We start from the raw sequence: 19,092 nt of genomic DNA, 5'->3' as shown, positions 1-19,092 counted from the left end.
TGCCCAATCATCTGCACCGCATAAAATCGCCAAAATGCTAATCGTAACAATATCAAACAAACTATAGATTTGGTTTCTTTGCTTCCTTGGATCTTCCAGATCCTTAAATACAGCAAAAATACTATTGGGCTTATGCGTATCCATTCATTCCTCCTTTTTAAGGAAAAGAATGATAATTATACCTCTTGCTTTGTCAACTTAAATCTTCATGCAATTTCCCTGTGTTAAAAATATGAAACTTAAAACTACAGAGGCTTTTTACAAAAAGATCCCCATGAAAAAATTCAACAGTCAAAAAGCCAGTAGTGAGTAAAGTTAGATATTTACTAACTAGCCACACGATGGCCTGTCAGAGAATGCTTCCTCCTCATCATGTCGCTGACCTCTAAAAATTTAAACGATTCAAATCAACCTTTTAAACGACTAAAAAATTCTTGACTAATACAAGATAGTAAGAATATAATAATTATTGCTCAAATAATTTTTGTAAATTTTTATAGTTTAATATCTAATGCTAGACAGTTTTTTTATTCACCTGGAACAGGTGGAAAATATTCTATGGGGATATGTAGCTGTTCCCACCATCCTTCTATTGGGAATTTTTTTAAGTTTTCAAGCGCGGTGGGTGCAGATTGTTCAGTTTCCTCGCGTGGTAAAAACGTTTTTTGGCTTTTTGTTTGTTCCGGATAAGGATAAAAGTGGTGTCCATCCTTTACAAGCCTTCTTTGCTTGTGTAGGTGGATGCGTAGGCATTGGGAATATTGTGGGAATTACTACAGCTGTGCAAATCGGAGGCCCTGGTGCTTTATTGTGGATTTGGCTCACCGCTATTGCGGGAATGATGATTAAATATAGCGAAGTATATCTAGGAATTCGCTACCGGGTTCCCAATGCCCACGGAGGGTATAATGGGGGACCCATGTATTTTTTGCAAAGGGTGTTCAAAGGCTCTTTTGTTCCCACTATTGTAGGTGGTCTTTTGTGCATTTACGGAGTGGAAGTTTATCAATTCAATGTAATCGTAAAGAGCGTGACAGCCAATGTCAATCTTTCTCCTTACCTTGTTTTGGCTATCTTATTAGCTTTAGTAATTTTTGCAGGGCAGGGAGGCGTGCGTCGAGTAGGCAATATCTCAGGAATTTCTATTCCGCTTTTCGTGTTTATTTATCTAGGCATGGGATGCTGGGTACTTATCCAAAATATCGATAGGATTCCTGAGGTTTTAAGAGCAGTTTTTAATACAGCTTTTACAGGCCACGCCGCCGTGGGAGGTTTTATTGGCAGTTCAGCCATGGGAACGATATCTCAAGGAGTCCGTCGAGGATGTTATACGGGTGATCTAGGGGTAGGCTATGCTTCTGTTATCCATAGTGAAAGCTTTGTTAAAATACCAGAAAAACAGGCCTCCCTGGTAATTTTTGATATTTTTGTGGACACCTTCATGATTTGTACCACCAGTGTTCTCATTATTTTAGTAACAGATCTATGGCATCAGCCCATTAATTCTAGTCTGCTCATTCAAACAGCTTTAGCGCAATATTTTCCTTACATGGAATGGTTTATGCCTTTGTTTTTGTTCCTGCTGGGATATTCCACTATCAATGCTTATTTTTGTGTAGGTCTTAAATGCGCTGAATATTTGCACCCAAGGAAAGGTCGTAGGTTTTACTATATCTATGCTGTAATTACTTTAGGCGCGTTTGCTTTGGTAGATACAGCACAAGCACAAACTGTCATGACGATTGCCGGAGGACTTTTACTCGTTCTAAACTGCTATGGAATTTTTAAGTTACGGCATGAGATCTCTTATAATTTCAGTTTTCTTCAAAAGGAGAAGACCGAAGGATGTTCGATAGCCGCATCGGCGGACTTAAGCTGAAAGTAGGCATAGGCACTTCTTTGAGGCTTTCAGCGCTACTAAGGCGCCAATCTAACCTTGCTCAATAGAGATTGTGCCTCTATCGCTAGATGCCTAGCTCCTTGCAAGATATCTAATAAGGTGTCTCCACAATTATTTTTTCTCCCCTTTATTCTAAATCTAGTAGTATAAATCATAGCTTGTAGAGTTGTGGATAAGTATTCATTATCTTGTAATAATCTCCGCCATGTGTTTATCTGCGTTAAGGTTCTTTCTACTACCACCTTTTCGGTAAAGTACTAAATTCTTTTTGCAAAAGAATATAAAAAACATTCAGATCTTCATTCTACAGAGGTGTTCTATCTGTGGCCTTTTTACTATTTCAACTTTTTTGCTATGTTTTAAACGATAGCTTTTAATCTCTTTTCCTTAATAACCTTGATCTACTCATATTTTTTCTAGTAATTTTCCTCGAATGAGCTCGATGTGTTCCCCTTAAGTATTCTTGAAGAGGGTAGTCATATTTTCAGATTTTCTAGGAAGCCTCGCTATAGAGAAATAATTAAACAGCGTCTTTAAAGAGAAGTATCGTGAGAAATATGGCTCTATTGGCACCCTGCACAGCTTACATAAAAGGTAGCGTCTAACCAAGCTGTTCTAGAATGTATACAAGACTTCTCTCTTTTTTCATAGGAAGCAGCCCTCCTCCTCCCTTTTTTTCTTATCGTTCAAATCTTTAGAATAGCCTCTAAGCATTAAGCTTCTCTTCTCCTTAAAAGCAGCAGCCTTGGGGCACATTCTTTATATGCTAATCAAAATTAACTGGCCTAATGTAGATTCTAACTTATGCTCACCTCAGTTTTTCCTGTTTAAAACAAATTGGTTTTTCCGCTCCTAAAATTTTTCAAAATTCTTATTATATTGAAAGGTCAATGTTTTAGAAAAACTTTCGATTTTTGAAAAAGATTAGTAAATAAGTTTGTATTTCAAAAGTCTTTTCTAGGGCTTTTTCCTATAAAGCCAACTTCTTAATGGACTTATTTAAGGAAAAAATAGTATGAATTCCTTTTATATATCTCGTTGAAAATGATATAAAAACGACAAGTGAAAATTTTAGAAGTGCATGCAGACTGAAAAAGAAGTAAGGCTAAATTTACATAAAAGGCGGTAAGTAAATGAGTGTAAGCAATTCGGGTACAAAACCTTGTATATTCCCTGAATTCCAAAGAATACAAAATGATCCTAGTTATTCTCTAGGGGATACGGACGCCTTTATAGAAATTAGCCTAAAAATTTTTAAAAAATTGACACTTCAAGATTTATGCCAAGCGCAGCTGGTTTGTAGACAATGGAAGCAGTTAATTGGACAAACGGATGAAGCGAGCAATTTTCATTTAGAAAGCTCTAGAGTTAGCTTATCCAAAGAAAAATTGCCAACTTGTGATAAAGAAAATCGTCTTGATACTTTTCCTTTTCTTTGGGATTCGCAACAGATAGCAGCATCTTTATGGGATGATTCTTCAACTATTATTAATGAAGCAATGAGAGAAAAAGTAAATACTGCCGCTGACTATCTTAATAAGGAAGGGTTTGAATTAAAAGGTGTGCCAAGTGATGGCGACTGCTTCTTTAGTGCTTTTTTAGCAAGTTACAAACAACTTTCTAGAAAAATTCCTTTGCTAGACGAGCACAAAGATAAAATTTTTTATTTAAGACAGGTGCTTGCTGATATTGTTAAACACACAGACCGTAAAAGAGCAGAAGAAATAATAGAAAAAGGAACTTGGGTAAGCGGCTTGGGAGAAGGAGACTTATTAGCACCTGCTTTATCTATTCCTATAAGATTGGTAACAGTTAATGAAGAGCATTTGATTTGTGGCATTCATGATAGGCTGATTTTCTCAGACGCAAGCTCGCCTGAAGATTCTAGATCTTCGGAATGGGAAACTATTCCTCAAGAAGAAAGGCCTACAGAATATATTCTTATAGTGGATTTAGGGGGTCATTTCATTCATGCTCAAAAATCTTTAAGACAAAATCCTTTTTCTTTATTGAAAACAGAAGCTTCTTATGAGAGCATCGATTATTTTGATGAAATTGCTAATTACATAGAAAAAATGGTCTATCCTATCGATCAGAGCAGTAATGCTTTAACAAAAGAACAGTTAGAGAAAGCAGAAGAGATTTTTACGTTAGCTTTAAAACTTGCCGTCCGAAAGAATGATCGTATCCGAGAAGCCATTTGCATGGAAAGATTAGGGGATGTATATGTGGGTAAAGGAACACATGAAACACTTTTGCAAGGGGCAGGGCTTTATAACCAAGCTTTACGCTTAGCACCTCAGGAGCGACACAAACTTCTTAGGGATAAAATTTCTAAAGTCCATGACCTATTTGTTAGAATTTGTGAAAGCACACCTTTAAATCCTGCAGCACTAGAAAAACAATTCGAAACTAATTTACATACATTAAAAAATCTTAAAGAAGAAACACAATGTAAGCTTCAAGTTTTATCAGAAAATCCTTCTATGGAACAGGCTAGAGAGCTTCAAGGTGAGATTTCTCAACAGATAAAATTTAATTTAGGGCATCTTGCAATACAGCTTTTGCATCACTTACAATCTAAACCCTGTAAAACATCGATAAAGACCCAACAAGCTAATAATTTTACTGAGCAAGAAACATTAAAACCTCCTAGCTATTTAGTTATTCTACCTTTAAAAGTTTTTCAACAGATTTTTCTTTCTTTTAGCAGCTTGAAAAATGATGAATTAAAAAGAGTTCTTAATGCTAAGAGCTGTGCTCGTATATTTAGGCAGCACCTGCCCAGTAAGGTGCAGTTACTGAATCAGTACCAACCTCAAAAATTATTAAGCTATCTTGATAAAATTGCTGATCATTTAGAAAAGATGGTCTATTCTATCGATCAGATTAGTAATGCTTTAACAAAGCAACAGTTAAAAGAAGCAGAAGAGGCTTATACTTTAGCTTTAAAACTTGCCATTCAAAAGAAAGATTCTATCCAACAAGCCTTATATATAGAAAAACTAGGGGATGTATATGTGGGTAAAGGAACGCATGAAACACTTCTGCAAGCGGCCGGACTTTATCGTTATGCCTTACGCTTAGCACCTCAAAAAAGGCATGAAATTCTTAGAAGGAGGCTTTTTAGGATCCATGAACTGCTTATTAGGTTATGTAATGGTAAAACGTTGCACTCGGCAGCCATGAAAAGGCAATTTGCAGCTAATGACCAAGCTGTAAAAAATCTTAGAGATGAGATAGAGGATAGCATTCAAGCTTTACCGAACAATCCACCTTTTGAAAGTATTAGAGAGCTTTATAGTAAGATTGCTCTACGGATAAAAGTTTTCTTTGGACATCTTGTAATGCAGGCCTTAAATCATATAGGGGATGAGCCGTGTGAATATGCTATGATAGGCTTTGGTTCACTAGCTAGGGAAGAGATGACGCCTTACTCCGATCTAGAGTTTGGCATTCTTATAGCAGAAGATACCCCTCTAAATAGAAAATATTTTCAGAATCTTACAAGTCTCATTCATTTAAAAGTTATCAATCTAGGAGAAACTATTCTTCCTGCTTTAAATATTCCTTGCTTAAATGCCATCAATTTTTTTGATGACATTACACCACGGGGCTTAGCTTTCGACGGAGCGGGAGTAAAAGGAAAAGGCTGTAAAACTCCTTTTGGTAATAGAGAGACTTTTGAGCTCATTCAGACTCCTGAAAAAATGGCCGAATATATTGCCCAAGCCGAAGAAGGGAAATGGTGGCATGAAAAAGAACCTCATCTTCCAATGGAGCTTTTAACCTTTACTCATCTACTGGGCAACCCTAAGTTAACCGACCAATATAGCCAAAAAATTCAAGAAAAACTTAGTGTTTCTTATCGAGAAGGTTTTAATCTTCGCCAACACTTAGCCAAGCAGCATTTAATAGTAGCTGATATGGAAAATTTTAATCCAGCAATGGATGATTTAGACAAACAAGGCATGCTTTTTAAGGTTAAAAATGATTTTTACCGCTTCCCTCATTTAGCATTAGATAGAATAGCTCTTATTAAAAAAGTAAACGCCTCAGATACATTTACTAGAATCGATCAGTTGGAAAAGCAAAGCACTTTAAAGGGGAATGCTGCTGAAAAATTAAAGGAATGGATGAGTATAGCTTTATTTATGCGCCTTAAAACTTATGCTCATTATAAAAAACAGAATGAAATGATGAATCCTCTGACTAGGCCTTTCAGATTTGATGATTCTGCTCTTATTAAAAAACAATTTGCTTTAGAGCCAGAAGCTTTAAAAAAAGTTAGAGAAATTTATCAAGTCTTTATTCCTTTTTATAAAGCCTTCAAAGCTTTTTTATTAAGCAATGAAGACGATTTTGAATTTTCTAATTTAGATGATGGCTCCCCCGAAACCCGAGGTGATATAGCTCGAAGGCTTTTTCAATTTGAGGAAGCCGAAAATTTGTATTTCTTAGCAAAAAAAAATAACCCACAAAATTCCAATGCTTTCAGCGCCCTAGGACTTATCTATAAATCTCAAGGGAAATTAGAGTTAGCTGCTGAGTACACCCAGGAAGCGCTAGAAATTGATCTTAAGCTCTTTGGTGAGAATCATCCTCATGTAGTAAGAAACTACAACAATCTAGGGCTTATCTACCAAGAACAAGGAATCTTAGATAAGGCGGTTGATTATATCGAGAAAGCTCTTACTATAGGCTCTAAGCTTTTTGGTGAGAATCATCGTCTGGTTGCAGTTTTCTATAATAATCTAGCTATCTGCTATCGCACACAAGGAATTTTAAAAAAATCCATTGAATATACTAAGCGTGCGCTCCTCATTAATACTAAAATTTTTGGTGAAAATCATATTAGCGTGGCGTTACTTTACAGTAATCTAGGCACCCTCTATCAAGCTCAAGGATTTCTAGATCGGGCTGAGGAGAAAGTCCAAAAAGCACTCAAAATAATCCTTGAGATCTTTGGCCAAAATCATTCAATAGTAGCCTCCACTTATAACAACCTAGGACTTATTTACAAGGATCAAGACATTTTGAACCAAGCTGCTGAGTATATTGATAAGGCTCTAGAAATCGATCTTAAACTTTTTGGAGAAAATTGTCCCTCAATAGCAAGATATCATAATAATCTGGGACAGATCTGCTTAGACCAAGGAGAGTTAGAAAATGCAGTTGAGTATACCAAGAAAGGACTTATAATTAATCATAAGCTTTTTGGAGAAAATTCTCCTCAAGTAGCAAATGATTATGCCAACTTAGGGCTTATCTACCAGCATCAAGGAAATCTAAAAGAGTCGGCTGAGCATGCCGAGAAAGCGCTTGCTATTAGACTTAATCTATTTGGTGAAAACCATACTAGCGTGTCGCTACTTTATAATAATTTGGGCCTTATCTACCAAGACCAAGGCTATTTTGGCTGGGCCACTGATTATATTAAAAAGGCACTTGCTATTGACCTTAAACTTTTTGGTGAAAAGAATCCTCAAGTGGCATGCCTTTACAATAATCTAGGGCAAATTCACAAAAAACAAGGAAATTTTGAGAAAGCCATTAAGTATATCAATCTAGCGCTGAACATTGAACTTAAGCTTTTTGGGAAAACTCATTCTAATGTGGCAAGCCGTTATAATAATTTGGGAATGATCTACAAGGAACAAGGTAATTTAGAAAAAGCATCTGAGCTGATTACTGAAGCGCTTATCATTAATTTTAAGCTTTTTGGGGAAAATCATCCAAGTATCGCGATTACTTACAATAATTTGGGACAAATTAGTCAAGCCCAAGGAAATTTAGATGAAGCTGTTGGCCATACACTAAAAGCCTTAGCCATTGATCGCAAAAGATTCGGTGAAGTTCATTTTACTGTGGCCAGAGATTACAATAACCTAGGAACAATTTATAAAGAACAAGGAAAGTTAGATAAGGCTTTAGGTTATGTTCATAAGGCGCTTGATATTGATCGCGAGATCTTTGGTGAAAATCATCCCGATGTATTAAGAGACTATAACAATTTAGGGCTTATCTATCAAGATCAAGGCAACTTAAAGGAAGCTATTAAGTATAGCAAGCAAACCCTTAGGATGGCTCTTCGACTTTTTGATAATGCTAATCCTCAAGTGGCAATTTTTTATAATAATATGGCAACTGTCTACTTAAAACTAGGAAAGTTTAATAAAGCGGCAGATTACAGTAAGAAAGCGCTTGCTACCAACCTTGCCCTGTTTGGTGAAAATCATCCTAGTGTGGCAATTATTTACAATAATTTAGGAGCAATTTACCAAAAACAAGGCGATTTAGAGCAGGCGGTAGAGCTTACCAAGAAAGCGCTTGATATTGATCGCAAGATCTTTGGTGAAATTCATCCTAATATGTTAAGGGCCTTCAATAATCTTGGGCAAATTTTTAAAATGCAAGGAAAACTTGATATAGCGGCAGAGTATATCAAGAAAGCGATTGCTATTGAGTTTGAGCTTTTTGGTGAAAATCGTCCTACTATGGCAGGCCTTTATAACAATCTGGGAACACTCTATCAAGAACAAGGAAATTTAAAGCAAGCAATAAAATATAGCAAGAAAGCCCTCGTCATTGAGCGCAAACTTTTTGGTGAAATCCATTTTGATGTCTCGAGAGATTATAAAGATTTAGCCAACCTCTATAAAAACCAAGGAAAATTAAATAAAGCAATAGAGCATACAGAAAAAGCCCTTACCATTGATCTTAACCTCTTTGGCGAAAGCTCTCACACGGTGGCAAATCTTTATTCCAACTTGGCACAGCTCTACACTCTCCAAGGAAATCAAAAACGCATGATTGAGTGTTCTTTTAAAGCCAGTGAACTTCTTACTAAAATTTTGGGTGAAAATCATCCTGCTGCAGTTATGTTAAATAATACATGCAAGACACTTTTATTATTGTTAGGTAGTAATGCCCAAAGCTAAATAATTATCCAGTATTGTATTCATCTAGGAGTGGAGGCTAAAGAAACCGAATCGAATGGGGAGGATTAAGATAGAGGGGAAAAAGTAGGCAGTCGCAGGGAGGGACTATTTAAGATCATGATGTTAAAAAAGATAATGTAAATCAGAAAGTGCGGTAATTAGAAAAGATAGGTATTTGCAAGCATTTTTGCCTTTGCAGATACTCGTAAAATCACCTTTAAACCCTAAGCCTATCCAGTGATTGCTTACATTAATAGAGAGGCAAAAGTATGATTTCTTGAAGAATGGACAATTTTGTTGAGCAACCTCTTAAGGCTAGTATTTTGTTTCATTGATTGGCGATACCCTTCTATCTTTCACCCTTTTTAGTCGGTGTCATGATTTAGACCTTTAATCACAAGGAGAAAATGTGGGAAAAACTCTCTTTTTCTGAAGATCTTTATGATTAAAGCGGGGAGGAACGCTAGCACTTGAAGATCATTAATAGTCCTCTTAGGTTTACGTATGAACGGCTAGCAGATGGGTAATCTTCTAAGAATTAATGAGCGCTTAGGGTTTAGCCGGGTGCAATGACAATAGCTTGGCAATGTATTGTCTATTGGCATACACATAGTCTACTCCAGAATAAGCAGTATAAATTCCTGCTATACCTACCACCCATGTACATATGTATTGTAGATCAGGGCTGGATAAATAGCCTAAGGAATGAGGAATCATAAGGATTAATACAATTAAAGCAGCCATCGCTTGAATGCATGCTTTAATTTTCCCGCTGGTACGCGCTGCTAAAGCAAACCCTTTAAGTGCACAAATGGTTCGAAGTGTGCTAACTACAGAATCACGATAGACAAAGATAAAAATTAAAGCTAAGGGCAATCTGACAGGCTCTGCGGTAAATGTTAAAAAGTAAGAGAGACGCGCAATGCTATCAGCCATAGGATCTAGTATTTTTCCAAAATCGGTTACTTGGTTATATTTGCGCGCCAAATAGCCATCAAAGGCATCTGATAATTCACTAACGCCCAGCAAAAAAAGTAAAACATAGGGTAAAACAGATGGATTAATTTCTAAATAATCATGGTGAAGATAGACTAAAAGAAAAATGGGGCTGATAAAAATGCGAATAAAGGTAAAGTAATTAGCTATACTCAAGAAGTGACCTACAATTTAAAGGATTTTAGCTTAACTTTTACAAAACTTTAGATTTATTTTCTCTAAAAAAAGATCAACTTGTAAATTTCCCTTTATAAAGGGGGTTTTTTAGCTTCTTTTTTCAGTGGTTAGGATGCTCTGATAGATGTTTAAATATTCATCAGAAGGACTATTCCAGCTGAAATCTGTGTTCATTGCACGAATCATAAGTTGGCGCCAGCGGTCGGGATGATGAAACCAACATTCAAAAGCTCTATCTAAAGCTGACTCAATTCCTTTAGCATCAGGGTATTCGAAAACATATCCATTTGTTTTTTCAATAGTTTTTCCAGAATAATCTACATCCCAAATCGTATCTGCTAACCCTCCAGTCTTACGCACAATAGGGATAGCCCCGTATTTAAGGGCAATCATCTGCGTTAAGCCACAGGGTTCAAATAAAGAAGGTACAATAAACATATCTGAAGCGGCATAGATCAGATGCGCCAGTTCTTCGCTGTGATGTAAAATTAGGCGTACGTGAGGGTGCTCATGAAAATGGCGATTAAGCTGTTGAAATTCGGCGTTAATGCCCTCGATAGGGCTAGATCCTAGTAACAAAAATTGCCCTTTTTTTTCTAAAGTATAATGAAGAGCGTGTTTAATAAGCTCGATGCCTTTTTGAGGAACCAAACGCGCAATACAGCCTACAATCGGACGATGTTCTTCGGCTAAAAATAAGCGTTCTCTTAAGAAATTTTTTATGTAAGCTTTTTTATCTAGCGTATGGCGATCTTTTTTGCTTGCCGGTGCTTCTCGAGAGGAATAATGTGTAGGAAGATAACGATCGATCTCCGGATTCCAGTAGGAATAATCAATCCCATTCAGAATACCTTTAAATTTGCTTTGATATTTAGATAATGTTTTATCTAAACCGCGCCCTCCTAGAGGTGTTAGTACTTCTTTTGCATAATTAGGTGAGACGGTGGTGATATGATCTGCATAAATGATCGCTCCTTTTACTAGGTTGATAGCCTCTTTATATTGAGCATCTTGCATTATGTCTGGGAGAAGATAATGCGAACCCTTTAATCCTATATTATCAAGATTACTACGCGAACAATGTCCTTGATATTCGATATTGTGGATAGTAAAAACGATTTTAGCCTCTTTAGCGCCCTGAAGTCGATAAAGTTCATGATAGAGAGGGGCAATTACAGCTGTTTGCCAATCATGTAAGTGAATGATATGAGGAGATAGCCTTTCCTTTTCTATAAACTCTAAAGCTGCTCGTGAAAAATAAAGATAGCGTTCCATATCATCTTCGCAGCCATAAAAACAACCGCGGTGAAAGAAATGGGCGGGATGATGAGGCTCAATGAAATAGACTTTAAGATTTTCTACCCATCCCTTCCAGATGGTATTGCGATGCCAAGTTCCTTTATAGAAAGAGAGAAGAGAATCATTATAGATAGCAAAATCGCGGATGCTTTCTGTATCCATGCAATCATATTTGGGAATGATAAGGTCAATATCATGTCCCTTCCATGAAAGTTCTCTGCTTAAGCCTAGTAAGACATCTCCTAACCCGCCAACTTTGGCAATAGGAGCTAGTTCAGAGGCAATATTGATAATATGCATAAATGTGTAAGAGGCTCGTTTTATCTAGTTAAAATTTTTTTCCTCATCATAGGGACAAGCCTAAAAAAAATACAGAAAATCTCTTGAAAGCTTTTGATGTAGCCTTTGTATCTGATCATTAAAGGATTACTCTATAACATTTTTTTCACGTTTTGAAGTTTTGGAACGAAGACGAAGAATAGGGAAATTTTTTTGCAGATTCTACTATAGTTTTTTTGACTAAGGAGTGGTAAACCCTCAATCGCACAAAAGCTAGGCAAATGAAAATAAATAAAAAAAGCTTAGGCGTTTTTATGGATTAAATAAGGCTTGGAGGAGGCTTTTTCAAGGAGAGGAAAGAGAATAATCATGCTTGCTCATGCATGTGACGTAAGGGTAAGGTAGCTTATAGAGCTCTACTTAAACTTTGAAACCGGCAAATAAAAATTTAAGAGAACCTGTTAGAGGGCTTTGAAGCTAGAAAATAAATAAAAAAACTAAAAGGTATTTGCCAAAAATCTTCCATTCCTGTAGCATATCAAACTTGATTATCGCGTTAAACAGTAATTGCACTGGGGTGTCGCCAAGCGGTAAGGCAGCGGTTTTTGGTACCGCCATGCGGAGGTTCGAATCCTTCCACCCCAAATCTAGTAAGTAGATAAATAGGTTAAATGATACCCACAGCTCCTAACTTTGTAGTCTTTGCTGGTACTTCTCATCCTGAACTATCCAAGGAAGTAGCAAAAGACTTAAAAGTTAAGCTAGGTAAGATTAGCATTCAACGTTTTCCTGACCAGGAAATTTTTCTGGAAGTTTTGGAGGATGTTAGCAATAAAGATGTGTATGTCATCCAGTCATTAGCTTTTGCGCCCAATGAGTATTTAATGGAGCTCTTGATTATGGTAGACGCGCTGAAAAGAGCTTCAGCACGCCGCATCACAGCCGTTATTCCTTATTATGGGTATTGCCGGCAAGATCGTCAGGATAAGCCGCAGGTGCCTATTACTGCTAAGCTTGTCGCCGATCTTTTGCAAAAAGCGGGTGTTGCTTGCATAATTGCTGCAGATTTGCATGCAGGCCAAGTGCAGGGGTTTTTTGATATCCCTGTAATCAACCTCCAGTGCATGCCTCTTTTAGTAAAAGCTTTCAGAAAATTTGAGACTGATAAGTTAGTTGTTGTAACACCCGATGTGGGTAGCATCAAATTAGGGCGTGATTATGCTAATCATCTAAATGTTGGGTTTGCTGTTGTTAATAAACAAAGACTTAAAGCTGGTGAAGTGGAAGCTTTACAAGTGATAGGTGATGTTAAAGGAAAAGATGTACTTCTCGCTGATGATATGTGCTCCACAGGAGAAACATTAACATCAGCTGCGAAAGCGTGCCGAGAGAAGGGTGCTAAAAGAATTTGGGCGTCTATGACGCATGGTTTGTTTGTAGGGGAAGCTCTACCGCTTATCAACCAAAGTTGTATTGAAGCACTGATAACGACAAATACTGTCCCCTTCCAGGGTCTTGCAGAAAAAACCACAAAAAATGTGCATGTTGCCTCTGCAGCGCCTCTCTTTGCTCGAGCTATACTAAATCTCGCTACTTAAGAAGACATCCATAAAATTTAATCAATATTTAAAAAGAGTATGCTTTTGAATTTAATACTCTTATTCTATCGGAGGCTACATGAAGCTAAACGTTACTAAAAGAACTGCAGGAAAGAAGAGTAGCTCCAAGCAACTTCGCCGTGCAGGTCAAGTTCCTGCTATTATTTATAAGCGTGGAAATGAACAAGCAGACAATATAGCGCTGAACATCAGCGAGTTTAATGCTCTCGGTCGACAAGTTCAACCAGGACGGCTATCAACAAATATTTTTACCTTGGTAGATGAAAACGGCCAAGAACGACGCGCATTGCTCAAAGAGATCCAATATCATGTAACCAGATATGATGTGCTTCATCTGGATTTTGAAGAATTGGTAGACGATGTACAAGTCAATGTAAAAGTGCCTATTGAATGCACAGGGGTAGTAGATTGCGTAGGCATTAAATTAGGGGGCGTCTTACGTCAAGTCATTCGCTACTTAAAAGTACGCTGCTTGCCCAAAGATATACCTTCCGCTTTTGTTTTAGATATAAAGAATATGAATCAGCGAGAAACTCGTCGCTTGGTCGATTTGAATATCCCTGAAAGCATTAGACCTTTGGCTGATCTTAACGAAGTGGCAGTAGCTATAGTTAAACGTTAATCACTCTTAATAGACAAGGATAGTAAGTCATTCAGCATGCATCGCCTCTTTGTAGGACTAGGGAATCCAGGTAAAAAATATGAGCTAACAAGGCACAACATTGGATTTATGGTTTTACAAGAGTGGGCTTTAAACCTGGGAGTGCCCTTTAAAGAAAAGCCTCAGTTGCAGGGTTGGATAGCTAAAACTGCTTGGAACGAAACGACAATACATCTATTGATGCCCACCACTTATATGAATGGAAGTGGTCAAGCAGTGCGTCGATACATGGATTATGTGAAGTTAGTACCAGATAACCTTGTTGTCATTGTGGATGATGTGGCATTACCATATGGGCACATGCGCCTAAGGACAGAAGGGGGAGCTGGTGGACACAATGGCTTAAAAAGCATAGAAGCCTATCTAGGTACGCAAAGGTATACTAGGTTAAGGATGGGGATAGGAGACCATGGAAGCGGTAGCCTAGCTGACTATGTGCTGGATAATTTCACCCCTGAAGAGCAAAAAGTTCTTCCCACTTATATCAAGCAAGCTGTTGATGTACTTAAGCAGCTAATGAATGAAAGCATCACTGAGGTGATGAAAACAGTTAATAAACAGCCTCAATAGAGGCTTGGAAGACCTAAATTTATACTGGTCAGGAGAAAACAATGAGTCAAAAACCTAAGAACCTTTACGAAGGAATGTATATCATCAGCGCTACCTTAAGTGATGATGCTCGTCATAAAGCGCTCGATAGAATTCAAAAAGGAATTACAGAGCGTGAAGGGTCGATTTTAAAAATTCACGATCAGGGTCGCCGCCGGCTGGCCTATGAAATTGATGGACATCGTGAAGGGCACTATTTCGTGATTTATTTTGAAGTAATTCCCGCCGCTATTTCTGAGCTTTGGCAGGAATATCATCTTAACGAAGACCTCGTCCGCTTTATCACACTCCAAGCGGATAAAGTTATGGAAAAAATTGAATTTAAACCTTTATTGGAAGAAAGCGCATAAGGAGCACAGATTATGAGAAATATGGGTCAAAGGTTCTCTGAGCCAGGCGATTTCCGTTCGAAGAAACGTAAGCGTTGTCCATTTATAGCTGCTGGTATTAAACATATCGACTATAAAGATATTAATACTCTCTCTCGCTTTATTACCGAAAGAGGTAAAATACTGCCAAGGCGCATTACAGGCGTTTCTGCATATTATCAGAAACATCTGACAAACGCGATTAAAAGAGCACGTCACATGGCCCTATTGCCTTTTGTGGCAGAAGTTTAAAATTGAGGAGAACTAAATATGGCAAATAAATTGCTGTTGCTCAAGGACATCGAAGCGCTGGGGCGTAGTGGAGATATTGTTGGGGTTAAACCAGGCTACGCACGTAATTTCTTACTGCCGCAAGGAATGGCAGTTGTTGCAGATAAGAAGGCTTTGCGCATGCAAGCTCGTCTGCAAGAAGAACGTCAGAAAAAAGCGACTCTTGATCGCCAAGAATCTGATGAGCTTGCCACTAAGCTGGAAGGTCAGAATATTACTACAATCGTTAAGGTAGATCATGAAGGACATATGTATGGTTCTGTAAGTACTGGAGATATTGCTGAGCTTTTGGAACAGCAGATGTCAATCACTTTGGACAAACGTAGCCTTCAACTCAAGCATGCTATTAAGGTAACCGGCGTGCATAAAATTAGCGTAAAGCTTAAAGAAGGTGTTCAAGCTTCTTTTAGTTTAACCATTGAACCTGAAGGTAAAGCTGCTCTTCCTAAGGAAGAAAGCGTTACAAAGTCTAAGTAAAATTTAAGGTCTCTTGTAAACTGTTTTTACAAGAGACTTTTTGCTCTATTAAATATCTATTTTAAAATAGCAATAAGCCTTAAAACATTACTCCTATGCTTACTCTTTTAGCGCCTGCTAAAATTAATCTTTTTTTAAAGGTTCTAAATCATCGCTCAGATGGATACTATAATCTTGCTTCCCTTATTCAAACGATTAATCTTCATGATACCCTTCATTTTGCCCTAGGAAGCCAAGATGTGCTCATGTGTGAACATCCTAGCCTTTCTAAAGATTCTTCCAATTTAATTACAGCAGCTACACATCTTTTTAGGAAGAAAACGGGCTTAAATTTTGGTTTAAAGGTCGTTTTAGAAAAGAATATTCCCATGCAATCAGGGCTAGGAGGTGGCAGTAGCAATGCCGCAACCACACTATGGGCTCTCAATCAATTGCATGGCTTTCCTGTTCCTCTAGAGCAGCTAATAGAATGGTCGAGTGAAATAGGATCCGATGTTCCTTTTTTTCTATCTCAAGGAACAGCTTACTGCACAGGAAGAGGTGAAGTACTTCGTTTCTTAAATCCCTTACCTCTTCAGCGCTTGTGGATAGCCAAACCTTACGAAGGATTATCTACTCCTCTGGTATTTAAGCAACTCGATGTGACTAAAATATCTTCCTATGACCCAGAAGTAGTGCTACAAAGCTTTTTTTCTAATCAGCCTTTTTATTTTAACGATTTAGAAGGACCTGCTTTTGAACTAAACCCTTATTTAAAAACAGTTAAAGAAGAGCTGCTACGAAGTGGATATGAGACCGTCTCAATGACTGGCAGTGGGACAGCTTTTTATTGTTTGGGCCGTGTTGCTCCTCCCATCATTCCTCAAGTTACCTTTTATCCTGCAACTTTCATCAACCGTCCTGCAGACAGATGGTACCCTTTTGATTCTGCGCGCGATTAAATTGAGCTATTGATAGAATGTAAGGCTATTGAGGCTTTAATTAAGTGAGTGAAGGTTTTTTAATCTGTTCCTAGCTTTGCTAATATTTGCCTATTTGAATTTTAAGAAAACAATTAAATTCTATCCATAAATAATGGCCTACTCAAGAGGTGGGGAAGGAGCAAATTTAGCTTGGACAGAGAGAATCATCTGGGTAAAAATTTTTAATCCTTTAAATAAGATTTCCTATGAAAGCATTTAGCGATCAGTACATTATCATCACCGGAGGCGCTGGCTTTATTGGCTCGGGCGTAGTACGGCATTTAAATGATCGAGGAATCTCTAATTTGATTCTCGTCGATGATCTAGGCGTTTCTGAGAAATGGAAAAATCTAGTGGGCAAATGTTTTATAGACATTTTGGATAAAAGTCAGTTGTTAACATGGATGGTAGGGCGCGAAGATGCCATTAAAGCTTTTATTCATTTAGGAGCCTGCAGTAGCACTTTAGAAAGGGATGCCAGCTATCTTTTGGAAAATAACTACCGCTATAGTGTTAAGCTAGCTGAATATGCGTTAACCCATGGCCAACGCTTTATCTATGCTTCTTCGGCTGCAACTTACGGGGATGGCACACAAGGATTTTTAGATAATGAAAATCTATTAGAGAGCCTGCAACCGCTTAATATGTATGGCTATTCTAAGCATCTTTTTGACTTATGGTTAAAAAATCAGAAAGTCTTGAATAAGGTGGTAGGTTTAAAGTATTTTAATGTTTTTGGACCCAATGAAAATCACAAAGGTCAGATGGCTTCAGCCATTGTGCGCCTGTTGCCTGCGGCCCGACATGAAAATGTCGTGCGGCTTTTCAAATCTTCTGAGCCCAGTAAATATCCTGATGGGGGACAAAAACGCGATTTTGTCTATATTAAAGATGTGGCTCGCATGACTTGCGCTTTTCTTTTTAACAAAGTCAATGGAATTTATAATATCGGTTCAGGAAATGCTAGTACTTGGAATGAATTAGCTGCTTCTGTTTTTAAGGCTATCCATAAGCCTGTTAAGATAGAATATGTAAATATGCCTGAGGAGCTGGTAGGTAAATACCAGAATTATACATGTGCTGATATGACAAAAACCCGCCAAGCTCTTCAAGAGCAGGCCGCTTCCCTACCTTTAGAGGCTGCTGTGGAAGATTACATCTGTAACTACTTAATTCCCGGGAAAACATGGTAAGGTTGACAGGTCCTTTTAGCAGGCTAGGGGTGTGTAAAGTCCTGGTAGCTGGTGATCTCATGTTAGATACTTATACGATAGGAAAGGCCCTGCGTATTTCTCCTGAAGCTCCTGTAGCTATTATCCATGTACAGCACGAGGAAAACCGTCCAGGGGGAGCAGGAAATGTCATGCTCAACCTGATATCTTTAGGGGCGGAGGTAGTAGCTATTGGCCGGGTCGGTAATGATGTTTATGGGCAAGCTTTAAAAGAGCTACTCTCCCACGAGAAAATCGATGTCAAAGGGATTATTACGCAATCGAGCTACTTTACCCCTGTTAAAAATCGTATCATTGCTGAAAATCAGCAAGTGGTGCGCGTAGACCATGAAAAATTCATGAATTTGGAAGAGCAGCTTGAGCAACAAATCATTGATCATCTGCCAGTTCTTTTTCAAGGGGTTCAGGTGGTGGCCTTATCGGATTACGGAAAAGGATTTTTAACTAACACTTTACTCACCGCTATCATTGAATATGCTAAGCAGCTGAGTATCCCAGTGATCACCGACCCTAAAGGAAGGGATTTTGCTAAGTATATCGGCACGACCATTATTAAGCCGAATCTAACAGAAGCTTATGCTGCTGCAAATTTATCCTTAGCCACTCCTCTTGAAACAGTTGCTGAGAAGCTTCTCCATCAAATAGAAGCAGAGGTGCTCCTCATCACTCGCTCTGAGGCAGGAATTTCTATTTTTGAGAGAAAAGGAGAGCGTCAAGATTTCCCTGTGCGCGTACATGAAGTCAAAGATGTGACGGGTGCAGGTGATACCGTTTTAGCTATGTTGGCCTATGCAATTGCCAACAAGCTTACCTTAGCGGAAGCCGCTCAATTAGCGAACGTAGCAGCTGGAATTGCTATTGAGCATTTAGGCTGTGCGCGCGTGACACTCAAGCAGCTAGCTAGCCGTCTGCTAAAATATGATGGAGAAAACAAGGTGTTCGATGAAGAGCATATCTTTGCATTACAGCAAGCTCTAAAGGGACAAAAAATCACTATCATCAATGTGTCTGGAGCGGAGGGCTTAACTCCTACTATCTTCCAGGCGATTAGGAAGATTGCTCATCAAGATCATCTAAAGTTGCTTGTCTATATTCGTGATGAAAAGCCTTCAGAGGACTTTATCAATATCTTAGCTTCTTTACAAGAAGTAGAGTTTATTATTTTAGCCACGAGCAGCTTAAATAACTTCTGCCAACTGCTTAAGCCACAAGAACTTCATCTGATTGAGAATGTATATGTAGGCTAAACAGACAAGGGGTTAAATCTTACTCTGTTTTACA

The 19,092-nt window shown here is 38.1% G+C and carries 13 protein-coding genes and 1 tRNA gene; 12 read left to right on the top strand and 2 right to left on the bottom strand.

Annotated features, from left to right (window positions below):
- The first annotated feature begins 511 nt into the window (after positions 1–511).
- Together NEOC84_RS00320 and NEOC84_RS00315 are read left to right on the top strand one after the other, a co-directional pair.
- Positions 512–1,879, top strand: a complete 1,368-nt coding sequence (locus tag NEOC84_RS00320; RefSeq protein ID WP_166154207.1) for an amino acid carrier protein — start codon at positions 512–514, stop codon at positions 1,877–1,879.
- A 1,154-nt stretch (positions 1,880–3,033) separates the two neighbouring features.
- The gene (locus NEOC84_RS00315; RefSeq protein ID WP_166154205.1) at positions 3,034–8,841 is read left to right on the top strand and encodes a tetratricopeptide repeat protein; all 5,808 of its coding nucleotides are present in this window, start codon (positions 3,034–3,036) and stop codon (positions 8,839–8,841) included.
- 549 nt (positions 8,842–9,390) lie between these two features.
- Here the strand turns inward: NEOC84_RS00315 and pgsA are convergent.
- Both pgsA and glgA read right to left on the bottom strand, forming a co-directional pair.
- A complete protein-coding gene (gene pgsA, locus NEOC84_RS00310) occupies positions 9,391–9,993 on the bottom strand; it encodes a CDP-diacylglycerol--glycerol-3-phosphate 3-phosphatidyltransferase (RefSeq protein WP_166154203.1) in 603 nt (200 codons plus the stop codon).
- A 108-nt stretch (positions 9,994–10,101) separates the two neighbouring features.
- The gene (gene glgA / locus NEOC84_RS00305) at positions 10,102–11,613 is read right to left on the bottom strand and encodes a glycogen synthase GlgA (protein ID WP_166154201.1); all 1,512 of its coding nucleotides are present in this window, start codon (positions 11,611–11,613) and stop codon (positions 10,102–10,104) included.
- Between the two features lie 552 nt (positions 11,614–12,165).
- Between glgA and NEOC84_RS00300 the strand changes: the two genes are divergently transcribed.
- From NEOC84_RS00300 to NEOC84_RS00255, 10 genes are all read left to right on the top strand, one after another.
- Positions 12,166–12,237, top strand: a tRNA-Gln gene (locus tag NEOC84_RS00300).
- Between the two features lie 26 nt (positions 12,238–12,263).
- The gene (locus NEOC84_RS00295) at positions 12,264–13,190 is read left to right on the top strand and encodes a ribose-phosphate pyrophosphokinase (protein ID WP_166154199.1); all 927 of its coding nucleotides are present in this window, start codon (positions 12,264–12,266) and stop codon (positions 13,188–13,190) included.
- 79 nt (positions 13,191–13,269) lie between these two features.
- Entirely contained in the window at positions 13,270–13,833 is a 564-nt protein-coding gene (locus NEOC84_RS00290; protein ID WP_166154197.1) for a 50S ribosomal protein L25/general stress protein Ctc, read from the top strand.
- Positions 13,834–13,869: 36 nt separating this feature from the next.
- Positions 13,870–14,442 carry an aminoacyl-tRNA hydrolase gene (gene pth / locus NEOC84_RS00285; RefSeq protein ID WP_166154195.1) on the top strand — a complete coding sequence of 191 codons (573 nt, stop codon included), beginning with the start codon at positions 13,870–13,872 and terminating at the stop codon, positions 14,440–14,442.
- Positions 14,443–14,483: 41 nt separating this feature from the next.
- Positions 14,484–14,831, top strand: coding sequence for a 30S ribosomal protein S6 (gene rpsF / locus NEOC84_RS00280; RefSeq protein ID WP_039385771.1), 348 nt, complete (start codon positions 14,484–14,486; stop codon positions 14,829–14,831).
- A gap of 21 nt (positions 14,832–14,852) precedes the next feature.
- Positions 14,853–15,101: a 30S ribosomal protein S18 gene (gene rpsR / locus NEOC84_RS00275; protein WP_166154193.1), complete on the top strand. Its 249-nt coding sequence runs from the start codon at positions 14,853–14,855 to the stop codon at positions 15,099–15,101.
- An 18-nt stretch (positions 15,102–15,119) separates the two neighbouring features.
- A complete protein-coding gene (gene rplI / locus NEOC84_RS00270) occupies positions 15,120–15,617 on the top strand; it encodes a 50S ribosomal protein L9 (RefSeq protein ID WP_166154191.1) in 498 nt (165 codons plus the stop codon).
- A 95-nt stretch (positions 15,618–15,712) separates the two neighbouring features.
- A complete protein-coding gene (gene ispE, locus NEOC84_RS00265) occupies positions 15,713–16,558 on the top strand; it encodes a 4-(cytidine 5'-diphospho)-2-C-methyl-D-erythritol kinase (protein WP_166154189.1) in 846 nt (281 codons plus the stop codon).
- Positions 16,559–16,785: 227 nt separating this feature from the next.
- Positions 16,786–17,772, top strand: a complete 987-nt coding sequence (gene rfaD / locus NEOC84_RS00260) for an ADP-glyceromanno-heptose 6-epimerase (RefSeq protein WP_166154187.1) — start codon at positions 16,786–16,788, stop codon at positions 17,770–17,772.
- On the top strand, positions 17,766–19,058 hold the full coding sequence (locus NEOC84_RS00255) for a bifunctional ADP-heptose synthase (protein WP_166154185.1): 1,293 nt from the start codon (positions 17,766–17,768) through the stop codon (positions 19,056–19,058). The genes rfaD and NEOC84_RS00255 overlap by 7 nt, the downstream gene beginning before the upstream one ends.
- Positions 19,059–19,092: the final 34 nt, after the last annotated feature.

Source organism: Neochlamydia sp. AcF84, assembly GCF_011087585.1.
Taxonomy (GTDB): domain Bacteria; phylum Chlamydiota; class Chlamydiia; order Chlamydiales; family Parachlamydiaceae; genus Neochlamydia.
The sequence above is the reverse complement of the archived record's forward strand: the minus strand, read 5'-3'. Positions and strand labels throughout refer to the sequence as shown.